This window comes from Natrinema versiforme (assembly GCF_005576615.1).
Classification (GTDB): Archaea; Halobacteriota; Halobacteria; order Halobacteriales; family Natrialbaceae; genus Natrinema; species Natrinema versiforme_A.
Map to the genome: position 1 here is coordinate 602,877 of NZ_CP040330.1, position 25,307 is coordinate 628,183.

The 25,307-nt window shown below is 65.3% G+C and carries 28 protein-coding genes; 10 read left to right on the forward strand and 18 right to left on the reverse strand.

Translation table 11 applies throughout. From position 1 onward, the window contains the following. Positions 1-41: 41 nt before the first annotated feature. The 5 genes from FEJ81_RS02900 to FEJ81_RS02920 all read right to left on the reverse strand — a co-directional run bounded on the left by FEJ81_RS02900 (position 42) and on the right by FEJ81_RS02920 (position 4,242). Entirely contained in the window at positions 42-1,934 is a 1,893-nt protein-coding gene (locus tag FEJ81_RS02900) for a sensor histidine kinase (RefSeq protein ID WP_138243858.1), read from the reverse strand. An 80-nt stretch (positions 1,935-2,014) separates the two neighbouring features. Beyond that, on the reverse strand, positions 2,015-2,449 hold the full coding sequence (locus FEJ81_RS02905) for a hypothetical protein (RefSeq protein ID WP_138243859.1): 435 nt from the start codon (positions 2,447-2,449) through the stop codon (positions 2,015-2,017). An 84-nt stretch (positions 2,450-2,533) separates the two neighbouring features. Next, positions 2,534-2,998, reverse strand: a complete 465-nt coding sequence (locus tag FEJ81_RS02910) for a copper resistance protein CopD (protein ID WP_138243860.1) — start codon at positions 2,996-2,998, stop codon at positions 2,534-2,536. Positions 2,999-3,086: 88 nt separating this feature from the next. Next, the gene (locus tag FEJ81_RS02915) at positions 3,087-3,641 is read right to left on the reverse strand and encodes a metal-dependent hydrolase (protein WP_138243861.1); all 555 of its coding nucleotides are present in this window, start codon (positions 3,639-3,641) and stop codon (positions 3,087-3,089) included. A gap of 118 nt (positions 3,642-3,759) precedes the next feature. Next, positions 3,760-4,242, reverse strand: a complete 483-nt coding sequence (locus tag FEJ81_RS02920; RefSeq protein WP_138243862.1) for a deoxyuridine 5'-triphosphate nucleotidohydrolase — start codon at positions 4,240-4,242, stop codon at positions 3,760-3,762. Positions 4,243-4,510: 268 nt separating this feature from the next. On the opposite strand from FEJ81_RS02920, the gene FEJ81_RS02925 reads away from it, so the two are divergent. Both FEJ81_RS02925 and FEJ81_RS02930 read left to right on the forward strand, forming a co-directional pair. Next, positions 4,511-6,481, forward strand: coding sequence for an aconitate hydratase (locus FEJ81_RS02925; RefSeq protein ID WP_138243863.1), 1,971 nt, complete (start codon positions 4,511-4,513; stop codon positions 6,479-6,481). Positions 6,482-6,670: 189 nt separating this feature from the next. Beyond that, positions 6,671-7,594, forward strand: coding sequence for an LLM class oxidoreductase (locus FEJ81_RS02930; protein ID WP_138243864.1), 924 nt, complete (start codon positions 6,671-6,673; stop codon positions 7,592-7,594). Between the two features lie 71 nt (positions 7,595-7,665). Here FEJ81_RS02930 and FEJ81_RS02935 read toward each other — a convergent pair whose 3' ends face one another. From FEJ81_RS02935 to FEJ81_RS02955, 5 genes are all read right to left on the reverse strand, one after another. Further along, positions 7,666-8,100, reverse strand: a complete 435-nt coding sequence (locus FEJ81_RS02935) for a hypothetical protein (RefSeq protein ID WP_138243865.1) — start codon at positions 8,098-8,100, stop codon at positions 7,666-7,668. An 88-nt stretch (positions 8,101-8,188) separates the two neighbouring features. Further along, positions 8,189-9,427 carry an MBL fold metallo-hydrolase gene (locus FEJ81_RS02940; protein ID WP_138243866.1) on the reverse strand — a complete coding sequence of 413 codons (1,239 nt, stop codon included), beginning with the start codon at positions 9,425-9,427 and terminating at the stop codon, positions 8,189-8,191. An 80-nt stretch (positions 9,428-9,507) separates the two neighbouring features. Continuing rightward, complete coding sequence (locus FEJ81_RS02945) at positions 9,508-9,927, reverse strand: SHOCT domain-containing protein (protein WP_138243867.1); 420 nt, start codon at positions 9,925-9,927, stop codon at positions 9,508-9,510. A 90-nt stretch (positions 9,928-10,017) separates the two neighbouring features. Next, on the reverse strand, positions 10,018-10,362 hold the full coding sequence (locus FEJ81_RS02950) for a hypothetical protein (protein WP_138243868.1): 345 nt from the start codon (positions 10,360-10,362) through the stop codon (positions 10,018-10,020). 52 nt (positions 10,363-10,414) lie between these two features. Next, a complete protein-coding gene (locus FEJ81_RS02955; RefSeq protein WP_138243869.1) occupies positions 10,415-10,693 on the reverse strand; it encodes a hypothetical protein in 279 nt (92 codons plus the stop codon). Between the two features lie 350 nt (positions 10,694-11,043). Between FEJ81_RS02955 and FEJ81_RS02960 the strand changes: the two genes are divergently transcribed. Both FEJ81_RS02960 and FEJ81_RS02965 read left to right on the forward strand, forming a co-directional pair. Next, a complete protein-coding gene (locus FEJ81_RS02960; protein WP_138243870.1) occupies positions 11,044-11,439 on the forward strand; it encodes a 30S ribosomal protein S6e in 396 nt (131 codons plus the stop codon). A 30-nt stretch (positions 11,440-11,469) separates the two neighbouring features. Next, positions 11,470-11,907 carry a DUF7112 family protein gene (locus tag FEJ81_RS02965; RefSeq protein WP_138243871.1) on the forward strand — a complete coding sequence of 146 codons (438 nt, stop codon included), beginning with the start codon at positions 11,470-11,472 and terminating at the stop codon, positions 11,905-11,907. 160 nt (positions 11,908-12,067) lie between these two features. Here FEJ81_RS02965 and FEJ81_RS02970 read toward each other — a convergent pair whose 3' ends face one another. The 8 genes from FEJ81_RS02970 to FEJ81_RS03005 all read right to left on the reverse strand — a co-directional run bounded on the left by FEJ81_RS02970 (position 12,068) and on the right by FEJ81_RS03005 (position 19,732). Then, complete coding sequence (locus tag FEJ81_RS02970; protein ID WP_138243872.1) at positions 12,068-12,568, reverse strand: helix-turn-helix transcriptional regulator; 501 nt, start codon at positions 12,566-12,568, stop codon at positions 12,068-12,070. Positions 12,569-12,908: 340 nt separating this feature from the next. After that, positions 12,909-13,376, reverse strand: a complete 468-nt coding sequence (locus tag FEJ81_RS02975; protein WP_138243873.1) for a FlaD/FlaE family flagellar protein — start codon at positions 13,374-13,376, stop codon at positions 12,909-12,911. Between the two features lie 184 nt (positions 13,377-13,560). After that, entirely contained in the window at positions 13,561-15,288 is a 1,728-nt protein-coding gene (gene flaJ, locus FEJ81_RS02980; RefSeq protein ID WP_138243874.1) for an archaellar assembly protein FlaJ, read from the reverse strand. A gap of 7 nt (positions 15,289-15,295) precedes the next feature. Continuing rightward, a complete protein-coding gene (locus FEJ81_RS02985) occupies positions 15,296-16,975 on the reverse strand; it encodes a type II/IV secretion system ATPase subunit (RefSeq protein ID WP_138243875.1) in 1,680 nt (559 codons plus the stop codon). After that, positions 16,976-17,704: an archaellum protein ArlH gene (arlH, locus tag FEJ81_RS02990; RefSeq protein WP_138243876.1), complete on the reverse strand. Its 729-nt coding sequence runs from the start codon at positions 17,702-17,704 to the stop codon at positions 16,976-16,978. Next, a complete protein-coding gene (gene arlG, locus FEJ81_RS02995; RefSeq protein WP_138243877.1) occupies positions 17,701-18,165 on the reverse strand; it encodes an archaellum stator protein ArlG in 465 nt (154 codons plus the stop codon). Before arlG ends, arlH begins: the two co-directional genes overlap by 4 nt. A gap of 2 nt (positions 18,166-18,167) precedes the next feature. Next, positions 18,168-18,599 (reverse strand): archaellum stator protein ArlF, encoded by a 432-nt coding sequence (gene arlF, locus FEJ81_RS03000; RefSeq protein ID WP_138243878.1) that lies wholly within the window; start codon positions 18,597-18,599, stop codon positions 18,168-18,170. A 38-nt stretch (positions 18,600-18,637) separates the two neighbouring features. Then, complete coding sequence (locus FEJ81_RS03005) at positions 18,638-19,732, reverse strand: FlaD/FlaE family flagellar protein (protein ID WP_138243879.1); 1,095 nt, start codon at positions 19,730-19,732, stop codon at positions 18,638-18,640. A gap of 440 nt (positions 19,733-20,172) precedes the next feature. Here FEJ81_RS03005 and FEJ81_RS03010 point away from each other — a divergent pair, with 440 nt between their 5' ends. The 6 genes from FEJ81_RS03010 to FEJ81_RS03035 all read left to right on the forward strand — a co-directional run bounded on the left by FEJ81_RS03010 (position 20,173) and on the right by FEJ81_RS03035 (position 25,165). Continuing rightward, positions 20,173-20,799, forward strand: a complete 627-nt coding sequence (locus FEJ81_RS03010) for an archaellin/type IV pilin N-terminal domain-containing protein (RefSeq protein ID WP_138246704.1) — start codon at positions 20,173-20,175, stop codon at positions 20,797-20,799. A gap of 26 nt (positions 20,800-20,825) precedes the next feature. Then, positions 20,826-21,344, forward strand: a complete 519-nt coding sequence (locus FEJ81_RS03015) for a hypothetical protein (RefSeq protein WP_138243880.1) — start codon at positions 20,826-20,828, stop codon at positions 21,342-21,344. Next, positions 21,341-23,377, forward strand: coding sequence for a hypothetical protein (locus tag FEJ81_RS03020; protein WP_138243881.1), 2,037 nt, complete (start codon positions 21,341-21,343; stop codon positions 23,375-23,377). Before FEJ81_RS03015 ends, FEJ81_RS03020 begins: the two co-directional genes overlap by 4 nt. Next, positions 23,374-23,781 (forward strand): DUF7500 family protein, encoded by a 408-nt coding sequence (locus FEJ81_RS03025; RefSeq protein ID WP_138243882.1) that lies wholly within the window; start codon positions 23,374-23,376, stop codon positions 23,779-23,781. Before FEJ81_RS03020 ends, FEJ81_RS03025 begins: the two co-directional genes overlap by 4 nt. 99 nt (positions 23,782-23,880) lie before the next feature. Beyond that, a complete protein-coding gene (locus tag FEJ81_RS03030; protein WP_138243883.1) occupies positions 23,881-24,306 on the forward strand; it encodes a DUF5807 family protein in 426 nt (141 codons plus the stop codon). A gap of 163 nt (positions 24,307-24,469) precedes the next feature. Then, a complete protein-coding gene (locus tag FEJ81_RS03035) occupies positions 24,470-25,165 on the forward strand; it encodes a hypothetical protein (protein ID WP_138243884.1) in 696 nt (231 codons plus the stop codon). Positions 25,166-25,307 lie beyond the last annotated feature (142 nt).

A 25,307-nucleotide genomic window follows, 5' to 3' on the forward strand; every position in this document is an offset into this window, starting at 1 on the left:
GGCGGGCCGGTCAGCTGTGTGATGTCTGTCGGCCGGTCGAGTCACGTCGCGTCCACCGCGTCGGCCACCTCCGACGGGGCGGCCTCGAGGACGATTTCGACGCGGCTGCCGCCCAGTTCGGACGCCGAAAACGAGATGGAGCCGCCGTAGCTATCGACCATCCAGCGGACGAGCCAGAGGCCGAGCCCGCTGCTGTGGGTGAGCTGCGTGATGTCGCTCTCGCCGGTGATAACGTCGATCTCGGCGGGCGGGATCCCGGGACCGTCGTCGGCGATCGAGAGCCGGACCCGATCGCGCTCGCGATCGGCCGAAATTTCGACGGTCGGTGCCGGTCCCGCGTGTCGAACCGCGTTCTCGAGGAGGTTGTCGACGACGAGTCCCAGTCCCGCGTCGGCCCAGGCCCGACAGTCGCCAGTCGTCGAGACGGAGACGGTCGCGGCTTCGTCCTCGACGGCAGCGACGGCGTCCGCCGCGACTGCGCCGACGTCGACCGGCCGCAGGTCGTCGTCCCGGTCGAGCGCGTCTTGGATGGCCCGGGTCTTCTCGCTGGTGCGGGCGAGATCGGTCGCGGTCTCCCGGAGCGTGCCGGCGGCGTCCGTGAGATCGCCGTCCTCGAGTCGCTCGCGGAGGAGTTCGGCGTAGCCGATGACGACGGTGAGATCGTTCCGGAGGTTGTGCCGGAGGACGCGGTTGAGCACCTGCAGGTACTGCTCGCGCTCCTTGCGCCGGGTGATGTCCCTGACGACGCTGACCGCGCCGCGGAACGTTTCGTTCTCGATCTCGTCCGCATCGCGGGGTAACAGCGAGCACTCGATCTCGACCGGAAACTGCTCGCCGTCGGCGGTCGCGTAGGTGGCCTCGAAGGCGCCGCTCTCTTTCTGGGGCTCCTCGAGCAACTCTTCGACGTGTTCGACCGCGCGATCGTACGAGTCGTCCTCGAAGATGAGAGGGACGGGTTCGCCGATGAGTTCCTCGCGGTCGTATCCCAGCCGCTCGGCGAGGGGGTCGGTCACCAGCGTCAGCCGGGCGTCTCCGTTGACCGCGTACACCATCCCCTCGACAGTCTCGAGGACCCGTTCGTGCCGGCGAAGCTCCTCGCCGCGATCGGTTCGCTCGAGCGCGGCGGCCGCGCTGGCCGTCAGCAGTCGTGCGAGCCGGACGTGGCGGTCGTCGAACGTATCGCTGACCGGTGACCCGACGTTGAGGAGTCCGTGGTCGCCGATCGGGACGCACATCATCTCGGGGAGCCGTTCGTACTCGTCTGCCCGGCCGGTCCGGACGTCCGCGAAGATGATCGGCTCACGGCGGCGGAACGCCTCGCCCATATCGCTGTCGCGAATCTCGACTCGTTCTCGCTCGTCGAACAGCTGGTTGAGGGCGTCGGAGGCGGCCGTCAGGGCCAACTCCTCCGTTTCCGGATCGTGGAGGCGAACGGTGACCATGTCGAACCCGAGGACGCGCTCGGCGGCGTCGACGACGATGTCCGCGACGGCCGCGCGCGACTCACAGGAGAACAGCGCCCGCGTCGCCTCGAGCAGTTCGGCCTCTCGCTCGTGGCGCTCGGTGGTGTCGGTCGCGGATCCGTGGCCGGCCGAGACGGCCGCGATACGATCGACGAGCGTCTCGTCGGTCCCGCGGACGAAATACTCCGTCGCCCCCGCACGCGTCGCGGCCGCCGCGGCGGTCCCGTCAGGCACTGCCGTCACGTAGATGATCGGTACCGCCGGCGCTCGCTCGCGTACCGCAGCGACGGTCCCGACGCGGTCGGCGTCGGTCGCGTCGATGACCACGCAGTCGACGGCGGCCGTTTCGAGACGGGCGATGGCCGCCGCTCGATCCGCCGGCGCGGCGACATCGAACGCGGCTCTCTCGAGATCGCGTGGCGGCGTCGCCCCGTCTCCGACGAAGACGACGTGCTGTTCGGTTCCGGTCACTGTCTATCCGACGAAAGTAGTCGTCGGTGATTACTGTTGTGGCACGCCGATACGAGGCAGACGAAAATCGACGACTGCACCTACGGAATCGGTTCCTCGAGGTGAGCCCAGCCGATCGCGTCGAGCACGACGATCCGGTCGTTGTACCGGACGTAGACGCCGTTGTACTCGTCGCCGTCGGCGTCGTAATAGGGCAGCGTCTGGCGGATACTGTCGACGACGGACCACGCGCCGTCGCGTTCGAGCGTGATATGTTCCCACTCCTCGTGTGCGCCGTGACGGATCGCCCGGTCGAGCGCTCTGCGCGCGCCGGGAATCTCGCCGAGTCGTTGTGCGGACGCGTCGACGACGATGGCGTCGTCCGGGATGTCTTCCGACTCGATGACGCGTGCGCCGAGGTTTGCCTTCGATCGTGATGTGCGGGCCGCTGACTGCTCCGAATGCAGGACGTAGCCGGCCACGGCAGCCGTCCCCACCGCGAGGAGCGACAGGGCCATGTCTTTACCCCTAATCATTAGCGAGTATCTTACAGTAACTGACTAAGTATCTTTCGCAAGAATGTTCGTTACTAAGGGGTTCGTCGCCGAAAAACCAACCGACTAAAGCAGGCGGCCGACGTTGGCCGAGAGCAGGCCCGCGACGACCAACAGCCCGAGTGCGGCCACCGCTGCGGCACGGAACACCGGCAGCGCATCGCGAGCGGGTTCGCGGATCTTCTTCCCGGTGAGGCCGGCCTCGAACCGTTTCGTCCCGATTTCGACGAGCGCGGTCAGGACCAACCAGAGCGCGACCATCGCGATCACCAGTCGGCCGTTAGTGGAGCCGAACAGCGTCTCAGTCGTGTATGTTCGGCCGGCCAGATGGCCGCCGGTGAGAAAGAGAAGGAGCGAGCTCACCCGCGAAACCGTCGTCAGTTTCCCCGAGATGACCTCGAGCGGCCGGGTCGTGTTGAACGCGCCGTCGCGTGCGAGCGGGATGACGACGGCGGCGACGAAACAGACGCTACCGGCCCAGAGTGCGGCAAAGACCAGATGGATCGTTCTGGCGGCGAGCACGTCGACCATACGGGGTCGCTCGGAGAGCGGCCGTATCAGGGTTCCGACTTCCGACCGACTGAGAGTCCGCTCGAGACGAACGTCGAAACCCGGTCTGTCACTCGAGCCAGTCGGGCGTCCACGCGACCAGTCGTCGCCGGAGGAGCGCGTAGACCAGCGAGACGACCACCCCGCCGACGATCGCGGCGGTGAGCCACCCGTCGAAGACGAGCAGCGCCGGGATCGCGAGCGCGATACCGAGAGCGGCGTCCTCGGGCGCGCCGTCGTAGCGGATCAACCGCCGGGGGCGGAGCCACCGCCCGCGGACGTGGTCGTAGACCGCGCGCTCCGTGCGCTCGTTCCACGGGTCCATTTCCGGGCCGCCGCCGAGGGAATCGCTCGCGGCGTGGAGCCACGCGGTGACGGCGAACGCGGCGACGCCGACGGTGAGCGCTGCGGGGACGATGGTGGCGATGACGACCGCAGGAACGGCGACCGCGAGTCCGGCGACTGGAAAGTGCAGCGTCCGCCGATGCGTGAAGACGAGGTCGAAATCGGGGGCGAGCCCGCCGAGGATCGCGCCGACCGCGAGCGCGACCGCGAACTCGGGGACGACGTACGCCACCGGCGCGACGACCGCGAGCCCGGTAAACACGTGGGTCGTCGCCATCATCGGTGTCTCACTCGAGCGGAGGGTCGGGAACGGGAAAACGGTACGCGAACCGGCACGCTCGTGACGACGCCGCGTCGATCGTCGCCGCACCGACGAGGCTCACGCGAGCCGCGAGGGGTCACTCGACGTTCTCGCCCTGATAGCTGCCGTCGTAGAGGTCCTCGTGGTTCGCTTCCGCGAACACCAACTGCGCGATCCGGGCCCCGCGCTCGAGTTCGATGTCGTGGTGGACCTGCAACAGGCCCTCGCCGCGGCCCTCGTAGCCCGCGTCCCAGACCGCGGTGTTGAGCATACAGGAGTTGCGCATGAGCGACGAGCGGGGGTAGACAAAGCCGATGTGGCCCTCGGGGATCTCGATTCGTTCGCCGTACCGGACGATGTAGGCACCCTCGGGCAGGTAGTAGGTGGCGGGCTCTTTCTGCTCGAGTTCCTCGAGCGGACGGGCGACCCGGTCGCCGATCTGTTTCCCGTCCCGGCCGATACGGCCCGGTTCCAGTTGCTCGAAGACGACGTCGGCGGTGAGATCCACCCCATTTGGCTGGACCTGCGAATCGGTCGTCGGCGAGACGTGGTCGGCGACGAAGGCACCGGATCGGAACATGACGGTCTCTGTCCACCTAACGCCGCGGCGACGGGAAAAGCGTATCCGTTCGCGACGGCCCGACGATATGGTATCGTCCCGTACGCCACGGGTCGCCACCGCACAGAATTATGCGAACATGTTGCAGTGGAGGCCGTATCGCCGGAACGAACGGTCACCTGCACGGCAATACTTACTCGAACCGGACCCGTTTTGCGGGGATTGTAGCGGTCGTCCCTGACAGAAACACGCTGGATTTATCAGGACGGAAAGCCGAGTTCAGGGTGCTATGGGACAGACTCTCACCGAAAAGATTCTCGACGACCACCTCGTCGAGGGCGAACTCGAGACCGGCGAGGAGATCGGGATCGAGATCGACCAGGTGCTTACTCAGGACACGACCGGGACCATGGTTTGGCTCCAGTTCGAAGCGATGGGGCTGGACGAGGTCCAGACCGAGATCGCGGCGCAGTACTGCGACCACCAGACATATCAGTTCGACTTTAAGAATACCGACGACCACCGTTTCCTGCGTTCTGCGGCCGGCAAATACGGCGCTCACTTCTCTCGACCCGGTAACGGTATCTGCCACAACGTCCACCGCGAGAACTTCGCGGCCCCCGGCAAGACGCTGCTGGGTTCGGACAGCCACACGCCCACGCCCGGCGGCCTCGGCGAACTCGCCATCGGCGCCGGCGGGATCGACGTCACCGTCGCCATGGGCGGCGCCCCCTACTACATCGAGATGCCCGAAGTCGTCAACGTCCGACTCGAGGGCGAGCTCCCCGAGTGGGCCACCGCGAAAGACGTCATCCTCGAGCTGCTCCGTCGCCTTTCCGTCAAGGGCGGCGTCGGCAAGATCCTCGAGTACACCGGTCCGGGCGTCGAAACCCTGACCGCACCCGAGCGGATGACCATCACCAACATGGGCACGGAACTCGGCGCAACGACGTCGATCTTCCCGACCGACGAGCAGACGGAGGACTACCTCCAGCGCGTCGGCCGCGGCGAGGAATACACCGAGCTCCAGCCCGACGACGACGCCGACTACGACGACGAGATCGTCGTCGACCTCTCCGACCTCGAGCCGCTGATCGCACAGCCCTCGATGCCGGACAAGGTCGTTCCCGTCAGCGAAGTCGAAGGCGAGTCCGTCGAGCAGGTCATCGTCGGCTCCTGTACGAACGGCGGCTACGAGGACATCCTCCCCGTCGCCAAGATGCTCGAGGGTCGCGAGACCTCGATGGAAACCGACACGATCGTCGCGCCCGGCTCCAAGCAGGCCTCCGAGATGCTCGCCCGCGAGGGCTGGGTCGCGGAGATGATGGCCGCCGGCGTCAACTTCTCCGAGGCGACGTGCGGTGCCTGTATCGGCATCGGCCACGTCCCCTCCTCGGACTCTGTCTCCCTGCGAACCTTCAACCGCAACTTCGAGGGTCGCTCGGGTATCGAAGACGACAACGTCTACCTCTGCTCGCCGGAGGTCGCGGCCGCTGCGTCGCTCAAGGGCGAAATCGTCGACCCGCGTACCCTCGCCGACGAACTCGGCGACCTCGAGGCCCCCGGCGTCGAGCTCCCCGACGAGTACGACGGCTCCAAGACGGACCTCATCAGCCCCGACGAAGCCGTCGACGACGAGCTCATCAAGGGCCCGAACATCGGCGACGTCCCGCTGAAAGACCAGCTCGGATCGGACATCTCCGGTGAGGCGCTCCTGAAGATGGAGGACAACATCACGACCGACCACATCATCCCTGCGACGCAGGACATTCTGATGTACCGGTCGAACGTCCCCAAACTCAGCGAGTTCACCCTGAGCCGCGTCGACGAGACCTTCGCCGACCGCGCGCTTGAGGCCGACGGCGGCTTCCTCGTCGCCGGCGAGAACTACGGGCAGGGCTCCTCGCGAGAGCACGCCGCTCTCTGTCCGATGTACCTCGGTATCGAGGGCGTCCTCGCACAGAGCTTCGCACGCATCCACCGCGCGAACCTCTTCAACTTCGGGATCGTCCCGCTGACGATCGACGAGGACACCTACGAGAACATCGACCAGGGCGACGAGATCGAGATCGTCGACGACGTCTACGACGCCGTCACCAGCGGACAGGAGGAGTTCACCGTCCGCGTCAACGGCGACGAGTACACGGCGACGCTTGATGCCTCCGAGCGCGAGCGCGCAATCCTCGCGGCCGGCGGCAAGCTCTCGTGGACGAAAGAGCAGGCCGAAGGCGGCAGCGGCGCGACGCCCGCTGACGACTGATCGGTCTCTGACGACTCGGCTGTACGCACACTCGATTTTCATTTTTGTTCCGCCGGCGAGTGGCAACGCGCTCTCTCGCGGTCCAGCCGTCCGTCGCCGCGACCGGAATCGGCAGCCGGCGCAGTCGAAACCGGCAACGGTGGTCGGACAGCGCCATCGTCATACCGCTGGGTCCGATAGCACGACCGAATGCCTGCCGGTGGACACGAGAACGCGGGCTACCGACGCCTGTTCGACAGCGACGGGCTGACCTTCGGCGTCGGCTTCCCGCTCACGGGGGCGAACCGCTCGACGCCGACCGTCGGGGACGAACTGGGGCTCGCGAACCACGCCGAGGCGGTCGGCTTCGACGGCCTCTGGGCCCGAGACGTCCCGACCTACTGGCCGAAGTTCGGCGACGCGGGCCAGTCCTTCGACACGTGGCCGTGGCTCTCACACGTCGCCGCCCGCACCGACGAGATCGCGCTCGGCACCTCGAGCGTCGTCCTCACGCTGCGCCATCCCCTCCACGTCGCGAAGTCCGCGGCGACGGTCGACCAGCTCTCTGACGGCCGGCTCGTCCTCGGCGTCGCCTCCGGCGACCGCGACCCCGAGTACCCCGCCTTCGGCGTCGACCGCGAGGAGCGCGGCCGGCTGTTCCGCGAGTCCGTCGACGCGCTCCGAACCGTCTGGCGCGAGGAGTTCCCGGAGTGCGAGGGCCAGTGGGGCAGCCTCGAGGGCGACCTCGAGGTGGTCCCGAAGCCGACGACCGAGACGCTCCCGCTGTTGCCCACCGGCCACGCCCGCCAGTCCCGCGAGTGGATCGCTGAGCACGGCGACGGGTGGCTGTTCTACCATCTCCCGGAGTCGACCCTCGAGAGCTATCTGACCGACTGGCGCGAGGCCGCGGGCGAGAAACCGTTTGCCATCGCGGTACAGGTCGAACTGGCCGACGACCCGACGGCCGAGCCCGAACCGCTCCACCTCGGCTTCCACGCCGGCATCGAGTGGTTCCGCGACTACTTCGCCCGGCTCGCGGACTACGGCCTCGATCACGCGATTATCGGAATCAGAAACGACGACAAAGAAGCGGCGCTGTCGACGTTCGCCGACGAGATCATCGACCAACTGTAGCCCGTCGCCGCTCACGAGCGACGCCAGCCGCCCTCGACGCCACTCGAGGTTGCGAGGCCGGCCCCGGCCGCTTACTCCTCGCTCCGGGCGCGGTCCCGTAACTGCTGTTTCTGGCGGCGTTCGGTCACGTGATCGACGCCGTCGGCCAGTTCGTCTCTGACGCGCGTCTCGAAGGCGTCGACCTCCTCGAGGAACGCTTCGGAGAACTCCTCGACGAGTTCGAACGTCCACTGATCGCTGATCGCCCCCGCGGGGAGGTGGTCGTCCCGGAGGTCGTTCGCCCACTCCTCGTGGCCGGCCTCGCGCAGTTCGGCCTCGGCGTCGCTCATCCGGTCCATCGCGTGGCCGAGTTCGTGGTGGAACTCGAGGAGGGTGCCGTAGGCCCGGTGGACGTGCTCGATTCCCAACTGGAGTTCGTGGAGCGCCGCCTGTTCGGCGTCGCTCAGTTCGAGTTCCGCCGGGTCGGTCTCCGTCTCAGGGCCGGCGTCTGAATCGGTGTCAGTCACGCACGCGACGACCACGACGCGAGGCAAAACCGTATCCGTTGAACGTGCCGGACCGGCGGTCGCCGTCGCGCCCGCCTCGGCCGCTCGATCAGCACTCGATCCGCTCGCCCAGTTCGGGTGCGGACGCGTCGTAGCCGTCCGCCCGCAGTTCCGCGGCGAACGCCTCGCAGCGGTCGCCGTGATTGACGAGCACCCGCGCGTCTTCGTAGGCCTCGAGGAACGAACGCAACCCCTCGCGGTCCGCGTGCGCGGAGAAGTCGTACTGTTCGACCTGCGCGCTGACCGGCATCATCCGGCCGTCGATTTCGGCGCTCCCGGTCTCGAGCAAGTCGCGTCCGGGGGTGCCCTCGACCTGATAGCCCGTCATGGCGATCTTGTTCGTCGGGTGCGAGCGGATCGCGGGGACGTAGGTCATGGCCGGGCCGCCGTGGAGCATCCCGCTCGTGGTGACGATGACGGTGTTTTGTTCCGCGATCCGTTTGCGCTGGCCGTCGCGGCCGTCGACGAACCGGGCGTTGCCCTTCGCTCGGCGCAGTAGGTCCGGATCGCGCAGGAACTCGCGGTTTTGATCGCGCAAGAAGAGTTCTGTGACGTGTTTTCCCATCCCGTCGACGTAGCACTCGAGGTCGTATTCCTCGCAGAGACAGAGTACCTCCTGCGTGCGGCCGATGCCGAACGCGGGGACGACGACGGTGCCGCCCTCCCAGATCGTCGTACGGAGACTCTCGGCGAACTCGCGTTCGATCTCCTCGCGCGGCCGACGCGTCACGTCGGAGTAGGTACTCTCACAGAGGACGACGTCGGCGTCGGGCCGCGCGGTAGTGCCGGCCAGCAGCCGCTGTCCCTCGATGTGAAAGTCGCCGGTGTAGAGCAGTCGCGTCTCGCCGTCATCGACGAGGACGTGGGCGCTCCCGGGAACGTGGCCGGCGTCGAAGAAGGTGACCTCGTAGCCGGCGACCTCGAACGTGTCTTCGTAGCCGTGGGTTTCCGAGACCTCCGCGACGCGGGCGAGTTCCGCCTCGGTGAACGGGCAGTCGTAGCTGCCGCCGTGGAGTTTCAGCGTGTCGCGGGCGAGGACCATCGTGAGGTCGTAGGTCGGCGGCGTCCAGTGGATCGACGGCCGCGCGTCGCCCGACAGAAGCGCCGGGACCGAGCCGACGTGATCGAGGTGGCCGTGACTGACGACGACGGCCTCGGGATCGATGTCGCCGATCGGGAACGCCGGTGGGTTCCCCGAATCCATCCCGAAATCGAGCAAGAGCGTCTCGTCGATATAGATCGCGCTCCGGCCGATCTCGCCGGCACCGCCCAGCAACTGAACGTCCATGACGACTCTCTCGGACCTCGCGCGGCTTGCCTCCGTTGGTTCCGGTCGCCGGGTGTCGGGCTCTCGCGGACAGCGCCAGCCTACCGATCGCGGAGCCGCCGCGTCTCGTTCGCCGTGGTGTGTCCGCTCGCCCGCCCGCTCTCGGTTCGGTCCTGTCGATCGTCCGCGAGGAGCCGCTCGAGTTCGCGTTCGAACTCCTCGTCCTCGAGTTCGCCGGCGACGTACCGGGAGCGAAGGCGTTCCTCGGGATCGGGCTGGTCAGTCGACTGCCGTTGTGAATCCGGCTCCTCGGCGGGGCTCGAGCGACCGCTGAGCATCGAGAATAGTCCGACGACTGCCAACGCGAACAGACCCATGATCGCGAGCGACACGATCATCGAGAGGACGGCCGCGATGACCGAGAGCGCGATCCCGAGGATCGTTCCGACGACGCTCAGTACGATGAGCGCGAGCACGAGCACGCCGACTCCCTTCAGCAGGACGGAACTGAGTCGTCCCATACACACCGTTCGTCGGACGCGCACAAAAACCACGCGGCGACACCGGTCGGATCGCGGCCCGTTTGACTCGCGTCGCGGCTCGAGGAGCCGTCAGGAACTGTTCGAGCGGCGGTCGTCCGCCCCGGCCACCGGGACGCCGGCCCGTTCGGCCAGCCCGATGAGATACACGTCGAGTAGGCAAATAAGGAGGATCGCGAGCGGCACGGCCACGTCGGTGTAGCTCACCGCGTCGAACTGCAGGGCCGTCACGACGAACGGATTACCCGGCTCGAGCGCGCCCGACAGCGACCGCGCGCTCAGGAACGCGAGCGCGAGCCCGTAGCAGCCGAACCAGATCCCGCCGCGTTTCCACTGACCGAGGTAACAGTGGCCGAGGCCGGCAACGAGCGCGGACAGCGGATACGCCGGCCAGACCGGTCGCGACAGCTCACTCATAGGCCCCCGTACGTCACGGAGGACAATCGGTGTTGCCATCCGACCCGGGCGGCTATTTCCGATACGTCCGGATTCCGAACCGGCCGTAGCCGCCGTATGCGATCTCGAGCGACCCGATCCACCAGTTCCACCGCTCCGGCGGGGTCCCCTCGGGAGCGTCCGCCAACTCCTCGAGGACGAGGTCGTTCGTCAGCGCCTCCCCCATATCGGCCTCGTACTGGCCGGAATCGGCCAGATCGACGGCCTGTCGAACGACCACCCGCGACTGCCCGCTCGTCCCGCCGAACTCCTCGCGCAGGCGCACCTCGAGTCGCCCGGGATCGATGAACACGATTCCTCGTAGGCGTTCGACATACTTGACTGTTCGAGCGAATTGGATGCCGAGGTAGACAATTCTCCTCGTAGTGGCCGGGAGGACGGCTCGAGCAACGCGAGAGCCGTGCGACCCGGGGAAGGGCAGGACGTTACCCGGTACCGACCGCGAGCGAACCCGAAGGGTGAGCGAGCGGGCCGACGACCGATGTGGAGACCCCGGAGGGGTCGAAACGGAGGGAGGAGTGCTTTTAATCGAAATTTTACCGAGGGACATCGCGCTCGCGGTGGTCGCGAGCGCGATAGACCGCAGCGTAAAATTTCGGCGGGATCGATGTTCTTTTGAGCGACGGCCGTCTTCCGTCGGGCATGGCAAGTTTCACTGTCGTTGTCGGCGACCCAGAGTCCGGGTCGTCCCACCAGCTCGAGGCGGAGGACCAGGACGCGAACCGATTCATCAGCAAGTCGATCGGCGACGAGGTCGACGGCGGCTCGGTCGGACTCGACGGCTACACGCTCGAGATCACCGGCGGCTCCGACGAGGCCGGCCGGCCGCTCAACGAGGAGGTTGCAGGGCCGAACCTGAAGGAGGTCCTGATGACCGGCGAGCAGACCGGCTACAAGCCGTCCCGAGACGGCGAGCGCCGCCGAATCACCGTCCGAGGCCGCGAGGTCTCCGACGCCGTCGCACAGATCAACGCCTCGATCACCGAGCGCGGCAGTACCGATGTCGACGAACTGCTCGGCGACGCCGACGACGAGTAAGCAGCGTCGATTTCAATCCGATTCGTTTTCATGTCAGACAGAATTGCGAGCGACCACCCCGCCGTAGACACGGTTAGATCGACGTGTACGGAGACGGCGACGGGGGTCAAACTCGAGGTGCCGGCCGACGATCGCGACCAGTTCCCGACCGACGAGGTCGTCCGGGTTGCACTCGACGGCGAGGAACGGTTCGCGCGGGTCGAGCGCGCGCTAACGGGCGAAGAACTGTCGATTCCGGGTATTTACGACACGCCGGATCTGGCTCGAGACCCCAGCGGCGCGACCGACCGGCTGGCCGAGTGGACCGACGACCACGACGTACCGGCGGGCGGCTCGGTGCTGATCGACGTCGTCGAACCCGAGTTCCTCTACGGCTGTCGCGCGCCCGGCGAGACGGCCTACTACGACGCCCGCGAACCGCCAACCGAGAGCCTGAGCGAGATTGCGAAGGATCTCGAGGAGTCCTGACGGACGGGATCGATACCGGCGACACAGCGGCCGGTAGCGGCGCATCTCGTACTCGAGTTTTGTCGTCCGAGGAGCGATTGGGTCGCGGTTCTCGCTAGCTAGGTCTGTTTTCGGACAGCGAGTGCTCTCGGAGTTCGAAGAAACGGAAACCGCGACCGGCTCAGAGCCGGGGGAGGAAGGCGTACAGCAGGAGTCCGAAGGCGAGATGCTGGACCATCGTTCGCTCGACGGTCGCACGGACGTACTCCTCGTCGGCGATGGAGTACTCCTTGGTTCGAACCTTGGCGTGCATCGAGAGCACGTCGTCTTCCTCTAAGTTGTGCAGGCTCGGGTAGACGGTACCCGGGCTGAGCTGTGCACCGAAGAGGTGGGTCAGGTCAGAGAGGAGTTCCTTGCCGTGGGTCTCCTCGTGGAGCGCGATGAGCATCAGGAGGATTTCATCGAGGTTCTCCTTGATGATGGCCTCGTCGAACTGGACCTCGTCGGTCGGGAGCGCGCTGTTTACCTGCTCCATCAGCTCGTCGAGTTCGCGCTCGATGTCTTTCGTTCCGTCCTCGGTCGATCCGAGGGAGAGGTCGTACGATTCCGACTGGTTGTCCGCAGTCGCCGCCCTCGACAGTTCGTCGAGCACGGATTCGGTATTGGGTGTGTCCTCACGCATTGACGATCACCAGATGGGGGTTTCGTGAGAGGCCCGTTTTGCGGCCGCCGACCACGCACGTCGACGGGCGCTCGAAGACGGGACGCCTTCACGACTACTGAATTCCTGACGCTGAGACGTATTAAGGGACGGGGAACCGAACAATCTACTTTTGCTATAAATCAAGACGCAGTGAATGACGCAATAACTGGCTACTGGTCGACTCGTATCGTGATTGCCGGGTGTGGGTGTGAAAAGAAGACGAACGGTCGATTAACGCATATATCGTATGGATATATCCATTTCTACGATGGTGGTGGGTCTCCTTGATAACTGTTGTGGCCCTTCGTCGGATATATGGTCAATGAGATGACGGGCCGTCGCGGATGATACTGACCATCTCGTTCGGTTCGTCGGCGTCGTCCTCGCCGTCCTCGTCGTCGATCCGTCGTTCGACTCGCCGTTCGGCCATCCGCGCGATCATTACGTGTTCCTCGAGGTCGTCGCCCCGAATCATCGCGATGTACTCGAGGCTCTGGGCGTGTGCGCTAAAGAGCGTCCCGCTCAGGGACTCGAGGGGGTACTCCAGCGTCGTCGGTTCGTCGTAGCGTTTGTTGTGAATCTCGCCGAGCGAGAGCCCGCGCAGGTAGGAGGTCATCTGCTCGCGGACGAGCGGGCTGATCCAGCCCAGGTCCTCGTAGTAGCGCAGGCAGTTCAGCGCGCCCGTCGTCCCGAAGGTCTCGCCGAGAAAGCGCGCCCACTGGATGGTGGCGTCGGTTCGCCCGGCCGATCGTTCGAGCGTCTCGAGGTAGGGCTGTGAGTCTGACATGGGGTGGCCGGCATCGCCGGTCTATTGCTGTTCCAGTCGCGGAACGGTCAAGAAGATTCGCGTCATTACGAGCGGTGAGTCGCCACCGGAAACGGCTGCCGCACGGCGGCCGAGAGGCGGACCCGGCTCTCGAGTCGGTGTTTTGAGTCCACCCAAGAAGCGATTCCAACCCGAACCGCCGGCCTCAGACGCTGATGACGACGTTGACGACGTACTGCGTGATGACGGCGATCACCGCACCGAGCCACGTCATGATGACGAAGTGGACCAGGGCGCTGATCATGTGGCCGCGGTCGGTGATGCGGATCATGACCGCCGAGAGCGCGGCGTTGATGAGGATCGTTAGGATCAGCAGGTACTCGATAGTCTGAATGTTATACTGTTCGGTACTGAGCAGGTTCCCGGCGACGTCGCTCTGTTCCTCCAAGTTCATCTCGCTCGTGATGTTCATCATGATCTCGACGACCTCGAGGCCGACGAAAAACGAGAAGACGGCGGCGGCCGTGATGCCGTAGAGCACCCCGATCAGCGTCATCGTCGCCTGCTGGCGTTGCTCGCGGACTTTGAGTACCTCGTTCTGGTTCTCGCTGATGACCTGTCCGAGCACCTGCGGGTCGCCGCCCATCTGGCGACCGATGACGTACATGTCGCCGAACTTCTGGATGAGGTAAGAGCCGGTTTCGGCGGCGAACAGCCGCCACGAGCGGATGTCGTCGATCCGCATGTTCAGACGCTTGTAGAGCGCGTCGACGTTATCGGTCAGGGCCCCGAAGTCCTTGCGCCGCAGGCTCTCCAAGACGCTGCCGGTCGAGGTCTGTTTGACGCTCTCGACGGCCCCGAGTGCGCGGATGAAACTGGGGAACTCCCCGTCGCGGACCTTGACCTTCTGTTCCTCTTGGCGCATCCGCCAGCCGGGAAGCAACAGCGGCGTGACGGGAATCGCGGCCATGAGCGGGAGCGGGACGCGATCGGCGATGACGGGAACGATCCCGAGCGCGGCGAGGACCATGACGAGCGCGAGGACGACGCTGCACCCGATCCCGATCGCGAGCGCCCGCGGGATCCGGGTCAGCGGGCCGGTCCCCTCGGTCTCCTCGATGTACCAGATGGGATCGTACGGCGAGACGACGTGGATCGCGTAGACGAACGCCACCTGCACGATCGAGAACATGACGATGGTACCGCCGATCAGCACCGTCGGATTGGTCCCGATCAGGATCGGCAGGACGATGGCAAACACGAGGATAAACGCCACCGACAGCATCATCGACATGTACAGCTCCTTCATCACGTCGAGTTTCGCCAGATCGGCCTCGTAGCGGGTGACGAACTGCTGGATGATCGTATCCTGTTCGTCCATCAGGAACTCGCTGATCTGCTGGCCGCCGCCGACGGTGTACGCGAGCCGCTCCAAGAAGTCGGTTAAGAGCGGGCTCGTGGTCTGTTTGGCGCGCAGCCGGCAGGCGTCGTCTAAGCTCTGATTCCACGTGTCGACCATCGCGACGAGATGCCCCATCTCCTCGGCGAGGGCGTCGTACTCGTCTTCCTCCGCGAGGGTCCGGAAGATCTCGACGCGGTTGATGTTCGTCATCGAGAGGACCGTGATGTGGGTCAGGAAGAGGTGAAAGCGCTGGCGGACCTGCTTTCGCTTGCGGTCTTGGGCCAGCTTGGGGTAGATGATCGCGACGACCATCGCCAATAGCCCCAACAGGACGACCGGGAGCCCGATCATCAGCGAGAGCCCGAGCGCGAGGACTGCCACTCCCGATCCGAGGAAGAACACGAACGCGGGCGCGATGACCAACAGGAGATACCGCGAGGCGGACATCTCCATGTTCGCGTACGCCATGTTGAGCGACTCGAGGACCGATCGAGCGCTCATATCGGGCGCGGACTGGGAGTCGGTCGACATGGTGATCTCAGGCGAACTGATCGATGCCGCTGATCCGGATGGGAAGCCCCTCGAGGCCGTCGCGCTGGAAGTCGGCGATCGCGTCGTTGACCTCGTGGTAGCCGAGTACGTCGGCGTCGATGAGTTGGCGGATGATCTCCGCCCGGCGGTCGAGTTCGTCGTAGATTTTCCGGGTGTCCTCGTAGCCCAGCAGCGTCGCGATCTGTTCCTCGAGGACGAAGGAGTTGTTGCGGCCGGTGAAGGCGACCTCGTCGTCGCGGGGGTCCCACTTGAACGCCTGTCGGGTGACGACCCCGCCCTCGTAGTCGGAGTAGCCCTCGATCTCCTGGACCGAGGTCACCCGACGGAGGACGTCGTCGCCCTGTTTGACCCGGTTCTGGAACAGCGCGACGTCGCAGTTGTCCATGAACGTCTCGGGGACGTTGATCGGGGCCCCGGTAAAGCGCTGGATCATCGAGACGATGTCGCTGGCGTGGAAGGTCAGCATGACCGGGTGGCCGGTCTGGGCCGCCTGAAACGCCATCTGCCCCTCCGCTCCGCGGACCTCACCCACGACGATGTAGTCGGGACGGGATCGGAGCGCGGCCGCGACCAGATCGAACATGTCCACGTCGGCCGACTCGTCGCCCGACCCCTCGCGGGTGAGCAGTTGCTGCCACGTGTTGTGGGGCGGAATGACCTCCGCGGTGTCTTCTGCCGTGTAGATCTTCGCGTCCCGCGGGATGAACGACAGCGCGGCGTTCAGCGTCGTGGTCTTTCCGGATGCCGTCTCGCCGACGACGAAGACGGTCTGTTCGTTCTCGAGACAGAGCCAGAGGTAGGCCGCGAGCTCCGGACTCAGGGTCCCCCACTTCGTGATCTGGAAGACCGACAGCGGGATCTCCTCGCCCTGTCGGATGGTCAGCGAGGGCCCCTGCACCGAGACGTCGTCGGAGTAGATGATGTTGATACGCGAGCCGTCGGGCAGGGTCGCGTCGATGACCGGATCGGAGTCGCTGACGGGGTGGTTCATCCGCTCGCCCATGTTGCGCAGCCACTGCTCGAACTCCTCGGGCGTCCCGAAGTCGACCGTCGCCGAGATCATCCCGTAGGTGCCGTGATCGAGGTAACACTGTTTGGGCCCGATCACGTGGATGTCCTCGTTGGCCGTATCGACCATTACCGGTTCCAGCGGGCCGAGGCCGACGATGTCGCGCTGGAGCTGGTATCGCAACCGGGTGAACTGGTCGCTCGAGAGCGCGATCTTGCTCGTCCCGAACGACTTGAGCCGGCCGATCGACTGCCCGGTGATTCCCGAGGTCACTTCGACGACCTCGTCTAGGAGTTCGTCCAGATGCTCCTCGAACTCCTCGTCGTTGCCCGGTGCCGGCCGGGTGACGCTCTTGTCGAGGATTTTCTGGCGGATGCGGTTGTACAGCGCCTTGTCCTCGTCCTCGAGGGTCGGCTCGACGCAGTAGTAGGTGGTGTCGATTCCCAGATCGCCGTGGACGTGGCAGAAGATCGGTGCCTCGGCCTCGTAGATGACGTTGGGTCGATCCGACTCCCACTCGCCGCTTGGCTCGTCGATGAGCTTCGGGTACTCGCCGTACTCCTCGTAGAACCACTCGAGGTGCTCCCTGAGATGCGGGTAGTCGTCGGCCAGCGCGTCGAGTTTGCTCTCGAGTCGAGCGGTGCCGAAGTCGGACATCTAGGCCACCGTCCTGCTGACGATCGAGAGCCCGCGGCCCTGCTGGACGCTGAAGCCGATGGAATCGTCGACCGGGTTCTTCATGTTCTGGAACCGCCGGACCAGGACCTTCCGTCTGATCTCCTGTCCGACCGTGTTCGTCTCGATCTCGAGGTAGATGTCGGCGACGTTTCGCAGCGGTCGCAACGCGTCATCGCGGACGCTCGTCGGATCGACGGTCAGCACGACGGACTTGTCCCGCATGGTCACCTGCCGCAGGAACGTGACGAGCCGCTGGATGACGTGGTCCTCGTCGCCCTCGTTGATGACCGCCTCGTAGTTCGGATCGTTCCGCAGGAGCGACGACAGCGTGTCCACGAAGACGACGTCTGCCTTCCAGAGCGTCTCCGCGCCCGCGAGCCGACCCAGCAGTTGTCGTTCCTGCCCTTCGTTGCGGGTGTCGACGTTCGCGTGCAAGAATAGCAACTGCTCGTCCAACAGCAGGTCGACCACGTCGTAGGATAACGAATTCATCTGCTGGACGAACTCCCACGATTTCAGCTCCGTCGAGACGTACGTGACGTAGGCGTCCTCGGTCGCCATCCCGTAGGAAAAGCGCTGGGAGAGCGCGCTCTTGCCCGCGCCGTCTTGGCCTTCGATGAGGACGATACTCCCTGCTGGGATTCCGCCGCCGATGGCGTTGTTCACGCGGTCGCGATCGGTCAGTCCGATGGAGTGATACGCTGTCATGAGACGTAGAATTCGAACACCTCTTCCGCACCGTTGACGGTCACCTGCACCCGGTGTTCCGCGCCCGTCGCGAGCGACTGGTCGATCTCGAGTTCGGCGACTGTGCCCCGTCGCCACGGCCCGCCGTCGTCTTGCACCGTGACCGTCATCGCCTCGTCCGAGATGTACGAGCCGTTGACCAGCACGTCGAGACCGGTTCCGTCGTCGGCAAGGGTCTTCTGGCCGGTGTTTTTCACGAGGAGCGTGACGTTCTCCGCGCCGTCCGAGTTGTACACCGCATCGCTCCCCGGATCGCTGATGATCTCGATGTCGGTATCGATCTTGTCCGTCACGTCGGCACTCTGGGTATCGACCGAGTTGCTGAGTTCGTTGACGTTGGTCACCAGCGTCCCGGCGACGCCGGCCGCGACCAACATCGCGGCGATGAACAGGATCAGCGTCGAGACGGAATCGCCCGCCATAGTTACCGCACCACCGTCTCGGCGATTCCGTGTTCGGTCACGAGCTTTACCCTGTTCGGGTCGGTCGAGACCGTGACGTTCAGTGTCTCTCCGGGCTGCCACAGTTCGCGGTCGGCGACTCCATCGACGCTCGTCTCGTAGGTGCTCCGGCTTTGATAATCGCCGTCGATCAAGAGATCCGTCTCGGCGACCGAAAGCGTCGTCGAGCCGGTGTTATTCACGTGCATGATGAACTCCTCGTTCCCGCTCTGGTTGTAGCCCTGCGAGTCGATCTGGATCGCCGTGTTTCGCATCTCGAGGCGTCGATCGTCGCGGTCGTCGATCGCCGTTGACCGATTTTCGTGGGCCGTCTGGAACACCGGGTAGGCGATCCCCGCGGCGACGAGGACGCCCACGACGATGATCGCCGTCGCCCCGCTGGTACTGAATCCCACGTCGAATCACCGTCCTCCGTCGTCGGCTCGGATCACGGCTACGTCCCCGTCTCGGCGTCCGGTTCGATCTCCCGTTTGGTCTTGTGGATCTCCTGGAGCTTCATGATGTACGTGTAGCTGTCGGCGTGATCCTCGGCGGTCAGTTCGTCCGGCGTCGTCCCCGGATCGACGTGAATGTCGAGGTCCGGACCGCTGAGCATCGCCTCGAGGTGGTCCCTGACCTCCTCGTCGATCCAGCCGATCTCGCTGTAGTACGAAATCGCACGCAGCGTCGCGGCCGGGCCGGCCGTCCGGACCAGTTCGGTCAGCCACTCGAGGACGATGATATCTGTCGCGTACGTGTCCGCGAGCGTCTCGAGGGTGACGTCGGAGCCACCCTCGTCGTTCCCATCGTCTTCGTCCGCGTCGTCCGCGTCCGACTCGTCGACGCTCTCGGTGGCTTGCACTTCGACGGTGGTGTCGTCGGCGTCGCTGTCCTCGTCGAACGCGATCGTCTCACCACTGCCGTCACCGTCGGACTGGGCCGCCGCGTCCTCGATGACGTCTTTGAGGTCGTCGAAGGACACCGTCTCCTCCGCGCTCTTCGTACCGCCGTCCGCGACGCCGACGCCGCTCCGGGTCGGCTCCTCGGGCGGCGACTCGTCTTCGCCGAAGACGCCGAATCCGTTCCGTTCCTCGCCGGCTCCCGTAAACGGGTTCACGTCGTCGGTCAACATGTCGTAGACCCCGAGCAGCTGGCGGACCGTGTCGTTCATCTCCTCGACGCGATCCGCGACCTGCTGCTGGGAGTCCTGGACCGTGCCCAACTCCGAACTCTTGTCCTCGAGTTGCTCCTCGAGTTCGTCGAGCCGGTAGTAGAGATCGTCGAGTTCCTCCTCGTCGGTCGACGAGGCGCCGCGGCCGAACAGTCCGCCGCCACCGCCACCGCTGCCGCCCGAATCGGGCTCGGACTCGACGCGTTCGTCACTGTCCGCCCCGTCCGTCGACTCCCTTGTCTGCGCGTCGGCCGCCGTCTCCTCGAACGGGTCGTCCTGCTGTTGGCGCTGTTGTTCGCGCTCGCGCCCGCGGCGGCCGCCGCTATCGCTGAGGAAGTCTTCGATGAAGTCGCGGAGGGAATCGAGTCCGAACTCCATCTACTCCCTCCGCGAGCGCGTGCTTCGACGGCTCGCCGCGCTCGAGCGCTCTCGGCGGCGATCCTCGTCGGACGATACGGTCATGCTACTCACCCGTAGTTGCGGTGTTCCTATAGATGTGCGCTCGAGTTCGCGCCGTGTTTCGAGACGTGAGTCGAGTCTCGATACGCGGTCTGAGGTGATACGGAGCTTGATAGTCCGACTGAGCGATGTGTCCGCTGGGGTGCATCCCCAGATACTGTGATGCCGAACCACTCGCCACACTCCGGCCTTCGACGGGACACGACTCGTGGCCCGTCGCCACGCCCACCGCGGGAGCGACGGGAGCAGCCCGTCGAGCCGGGGACCGACGCCCCCGCGGGCGTCTCGAGGTTTCACGGTGGCACCAATTGCCACGACGGAACCGACCGGGCGAGGACGGCACTCAGGGTGTACACATAATGTTCGAAAAACTTACAGACGCAGACGAGCGCGGTCAGGTCGGTATCGGTACCCTGATCGTGTTCATCGCAATGGTGCTCGTCGCAGCGATCGCAGCGGGCGTACTGATTAACACGGCCGGACTCCTCCAGAGTCAGGCCTCGAGTACGGGGTCCGACACGCAACAGGAGGTCGCAAACCAGATTTCGGTAGTTGACGCGGTCGGGACTACTGGTACGGGTAGTGTCGACGTTGACGATGATGGTACTGACGAAACCGTTGATGTCGTTACCGATCTCAGTATTACAATCAAGAAATCTGCAGGTTCCGAGGAGATCGATCTTACATCGGCAACGATCCAGTATACGAGTGATTCGACGGCCAAGACGCTGACTTACGCGACTGCTACTAGTGGTACTGAGTTCGCAACGTCCCTAGAGAGTACGTCTGGGCAGGAAGACGCGCTCGTTAACAGCGACGAGCGAGTGTCCGTTCAGCTCGACCTCGCTGCGATCGAATCGAACGGTGCTGGCCTCTTGACCGGCTCCGACGCGACGATCAAGTTTGTCGACCAGTCCGGTGCGACATCCGTCTATGGGGTCAGTGTCCCGAACACGTTCGGTGACAAGGACTACGTCATCGTCTAATTAGGGATCGATTCCCTCCGATTTTTATGGAACGAGAACACCAGTGCGTCGTCGTAACCGCGCTTTGCATACTACTCGTTACGCTCGCGGCCGGACCGCTGGTTCCTGCGATCAACGCCACTGACTCCGCTGACGAATCGGTGGAACTCTATACCTCGTTCGCCGGGAATGAAGAGGGTGTTTCTGTCGATAGACAGCTGTTCGTCTCTCCCACACAGGTTCCCGCTCAAAATATCTCGCTCGAGCAAACGAACACCAACTCGCACCGACTCGAGATCCCCGACGCGCTGGTCTACGTCGAAACCGGTTCGGAACCGGTCGCGGTGACCTACCGCGTTTCGGTTCCCGAACTGGATTACAGCGAGAACGCGACCAGTAGTATTTCCCCGGGAACAGAACGATCGGTTCCGCTCTCGATTCCCGACGGGTCGGTCGGGGATACCGAGAACTCGAGCGTCGAGGCCACAGTAACGGTCACCGCGGAGTCCGACAACATGGCCTTTCCCGTGATCGAAGAAACCGTCGCCCTCGAGGTGCCCGAATGAGTACCGCTCACCGAGTTCGCGAGGAGCTAACTGGTCTCGAGGTCGACCGAACGCTACTCGTTCGGCTACTGTTCGGTGACCGAACCGGACTCACCCTCTACCTCGGGGCGCTCGTACTGTTCGCGCTCTACTGGCGCGTCGACATTTTCATCGTCGACACGTTCGCCATCGGGAACGCGCTCGTCGCCGTTTCGGAGGGCCACCTGCACATCTCGCAGGTCGTCTACGGGCCGGCGGATCCGTCGACACCCGGTATGAACATCGTGGACGGCCGGCTCTACGCGCGAAACTACGGCCACGTCGTCTTCGCACTCCCGTTCCTCTGGGGGCTCGAGGCGATCGCGCTCGTCGCCGATGTGCGGATCGCCATCGCGGCGCTGTGGAGTTTGCTGGTGCTCGCTTTCTGCGTCCAGCTTGGTCACCTGCTCGGACGCGGCCGTCTCGCGACGCTGGCCGGCTGTGCGCTCGCGTTCGGCCTCTTTCAGGCGAACCTCGCGACGGCGACCGAGCTGCCGCCCCGGCTGTTTCCGCTGCTCGCGCTGCAGGTGAGCACGATGGTCGCGGCCGGATTCGTACCGGTCGTCCTCTACCGGTTGTTCGAACACGCACACGGTCGACGGGTCGCGACGACGGCCGGGATCACGGGTGTCGTGCTCGTCCCGATCGGGTTCTGGGCGTCCATCCCGAAACGTCACGCGCTGACGGCGCTGCTCGCCCTGATCGCGCTGTACGGTTTCTATCGGAGCCGCGCAGCCATCGCGGACGGCGACGAGGGAGTCACGTTCCGAGCGCTCTCCTACGCGGCCGTCGGCGGGACGGCGTGGATTCACGCTCCCGAAGCGCTCGCGTTGCTCACCGTGCTCGTCCCCGCGGATCTGTTGACGGCCCGCTCGAGGGATCCGCGGACCCTCGGACTCATCGGCGGCGTGTTCGCCCTCTCGCTGGTGCCGTTTTTCGCGACGAATACGCTCATCACGGGCAATCCGGTCAAGCCGCCGCGATTGCTGTCGACCTACACCGGCGGCGACGTGCTGGTCGATACCGTCGGAACGGACGCGGGCGGTGCCGAATCGGGCGGCGAGGCCGCTACGGGAGACACCGGTGGAACCGCGTCCGGCGATAGCGGCTCGAGCGGTGGCGGTACTGACTCACAATCGAGCGGTGGCGGAACGGGACCGACCTCGAGCAGCGGCTCGACTACCGGCCCGACGAGCGTCTTCACGCGACTCGTCGGTGGGGCAGTCGCGATGGTGTCGGCGGGAATCGACGGTGCGCTGAACGCGCTGGACGTGTTCGGCGGACTCCTCAACACCGGCGTCGACTCGCTGGACACCGATCGGCTCTCCCACGTTTTTCTCCGGAGCGGGCGCATTCCGGGCGTCGACTACAGTCAGACCGGCGGTCAGACCGTCGAGCTCACGATCCTCGAGTCCGCGCCGGTTCTGGGGGCGCTCGTCGCGGCCCCCCTCGCGGTCGCCCGGCACGCGGTGAGTCGCCGCGAGATTCGTCAGCGACTCCGTGACCCGCTCACGCAGACGGACGTCTTCGCCGCCTGCTACGTCTGCCTCTTCAGTCTCCTGTACCTCTCGCGGCTCCCACTGCACTCGACGATCACGGTTCGATATCTCGCACCCATCGTCCCGTTCCTGCTGTACGGCGTGTTCCGCCTCGAGCCGGTTCGCCGGGTCGCCGATCGGGAGTGGCGACCGTTCGCGCTGGCGACGTGCGGGTTCACGGCCGTCGGAATCGCGGCCGCGATCGCCGCGTTCAACGCCAACCTAGCCGTCGGGAGCATCGTGCAGACGCACGCGGTCGTCAATCTCTGCGTCGCCGGCGTCCTCGCGTCGTGGGTCGTCGTCGCGACGCGAACCGATAGGGGAGACCGCGTCGGGGCGCTCGCGCTCGCACTGGCCGTCGCGGCGATGGCGGTGTTCCTGCTCCTCTCGGGGCTCGAGTACTTCGGCAGCGGCCGACAGTTCGCGCTTCCGATCGCGGAACTCATCGCGCAATACATTCCGATCAGAAACCCATGACTGACACACGAGACACCGACACGGACACGGTCCTCGAGCCGGACGACCTCTCGCTCGAGGGTGATCACGTTCGCGAACTCGCCGAGAACCAGTACGTAATCAGGGCGGAGACTGACGAACTGAATACGCGTCAGTCGCCCGAGAGCGACGCGGCGGACGCACCGACGGAGCCGTCGGTCGACGCTCGAGGCGACGGCGGGACGCTCGCCGATGCGCCCGAGCCCCACGGCGTCGATATCTCGCTGAAGACCGACGGGGCGGTCGCACACCACCGCGCGACGTCACACGACGTCCGCGAGGTGTTCGTCGATCTCCTGACGTGGTACGCCGGCCAGCTCGACGAGGACATGTCGCCCAGCGAGGCACTGCAGGTGATGCTGGCCGCGTCCGATCTCGAGGTCTGAACTACTGGGGACGCCACGGCGTGTACGCCGTTCGGTCGGCGGCCGATCGAACGGCTGCGAATAACTCCCTTTTTCCACCTCGAGCGCGAATCCGCCGTCATGAGCAACCCACGTGCGGAGTTTCTGGCGGGCGACCGCCTCGAGGACGTCGCGCTGTTTCTGGCCGATTCCTACGTCTCCGACGAGCGACTCGAGCGGTTCGGCGACCGGGTCGACGACGGCACGCTGATCGTCGTCGACGGCGAGCGCGGGCGGGGCGCCTTTCAGGCGGCGACCGGCACCGGCGCGATGGAGTTCGCGAAATCCGCGATGAGCAACGAGGGGGAGATCGACGACGATCTGACGGGCGGGCAGTGTCCGGATGCGGACGACGACGAGAGCCACGCGGTCCAGTTCGTCTTCGCGTTCGCCGAAGCGCAAAACGAGGAGGTCGGCGGCATCTACGCCGACGGGGATGTCATCCACGCCTACGCCCAGTGTACGTGCGGGACGGCGTTCTCGGATCGGTGGACCGCGGGCGACTGACTCTGCCGTCGCCGCCACTGAACGGACGCGTTCGTCTACCACGGGGTTCCGCTCGAGTCCCGGTCTCTCGTTCCGCACTCGAGCACCGATCCACCGGTTCGGTTCCTGACACCGTCACCTGTCGGCCGTCTCCTTTTGCTCGAGGACGGCCTATCGAGGGTGAATGAGCTCGACCGGAACCCCGACCGAGACCGGCCGCGGGTTCGGTCTCTCGAGCCGCGAGGCGCGCGTGATCGGCGGCGCGAGCGTCCTGATGGCGCTCAACGTGGTGGTGATGTACGGCCTCGTGAGCACGCCGCTCTCGAACGTCAACGACTACCTGTTTCGGTTCCCGATCATCGGTGCGATCGCCTACGGCGCAGCGATCATGGCCGGCCAGTTGGTCGCCGAGCGGGGCGTCGAGGGCGGCGATACGGGCATCGCGTTCGTCGGGATGGTGATTCTCCAGTTGGCGTTCGGAATCTTCGGGGCCGGGGTGCTCCGGTTTGCGCCCCGCGAATCTCAGTTGCCGATTCTCGCCGTCACCGCGGTCGTGGTCGCCGTGTTGACCGCCGTCATCGCGGCCTACGTCTACGCGCGCTCGAAGTCGTTCGAGCACTGGGGTTCCTACGCCAACTACGCGTTTATCGGCGGTCTCGTCGCGATTCTGCTCGGGACGTTTTACGCGCCGGTGTTGCTCCTCGGGTTCGTCCTCGTCTTTCTGGGATTCCTGCTCCGACTGGGCTGGGAGATCTGGAAGGTCCGCGACCAGCGGACCGAGTCGGTCGCGCTCCAGACGATCGGCGTCTACATCGCCGTCGCCGGCGTCTTCGTTCACGTCTTGCAACTCGTCATGCGATACTTCGCGTCTCGGCAGTGATTCGTCAGGCCAACTGACTGTCGGCGGATTTCTGCAGGAGGCTATATTCCGAGATATCTGACGGGATGCGTGCGCTGCTATCGTGGCAACAGGGAATCGCCGCGCCCTCCCCAACCGACTCGCTCAGTCACTCCGTTCCCGC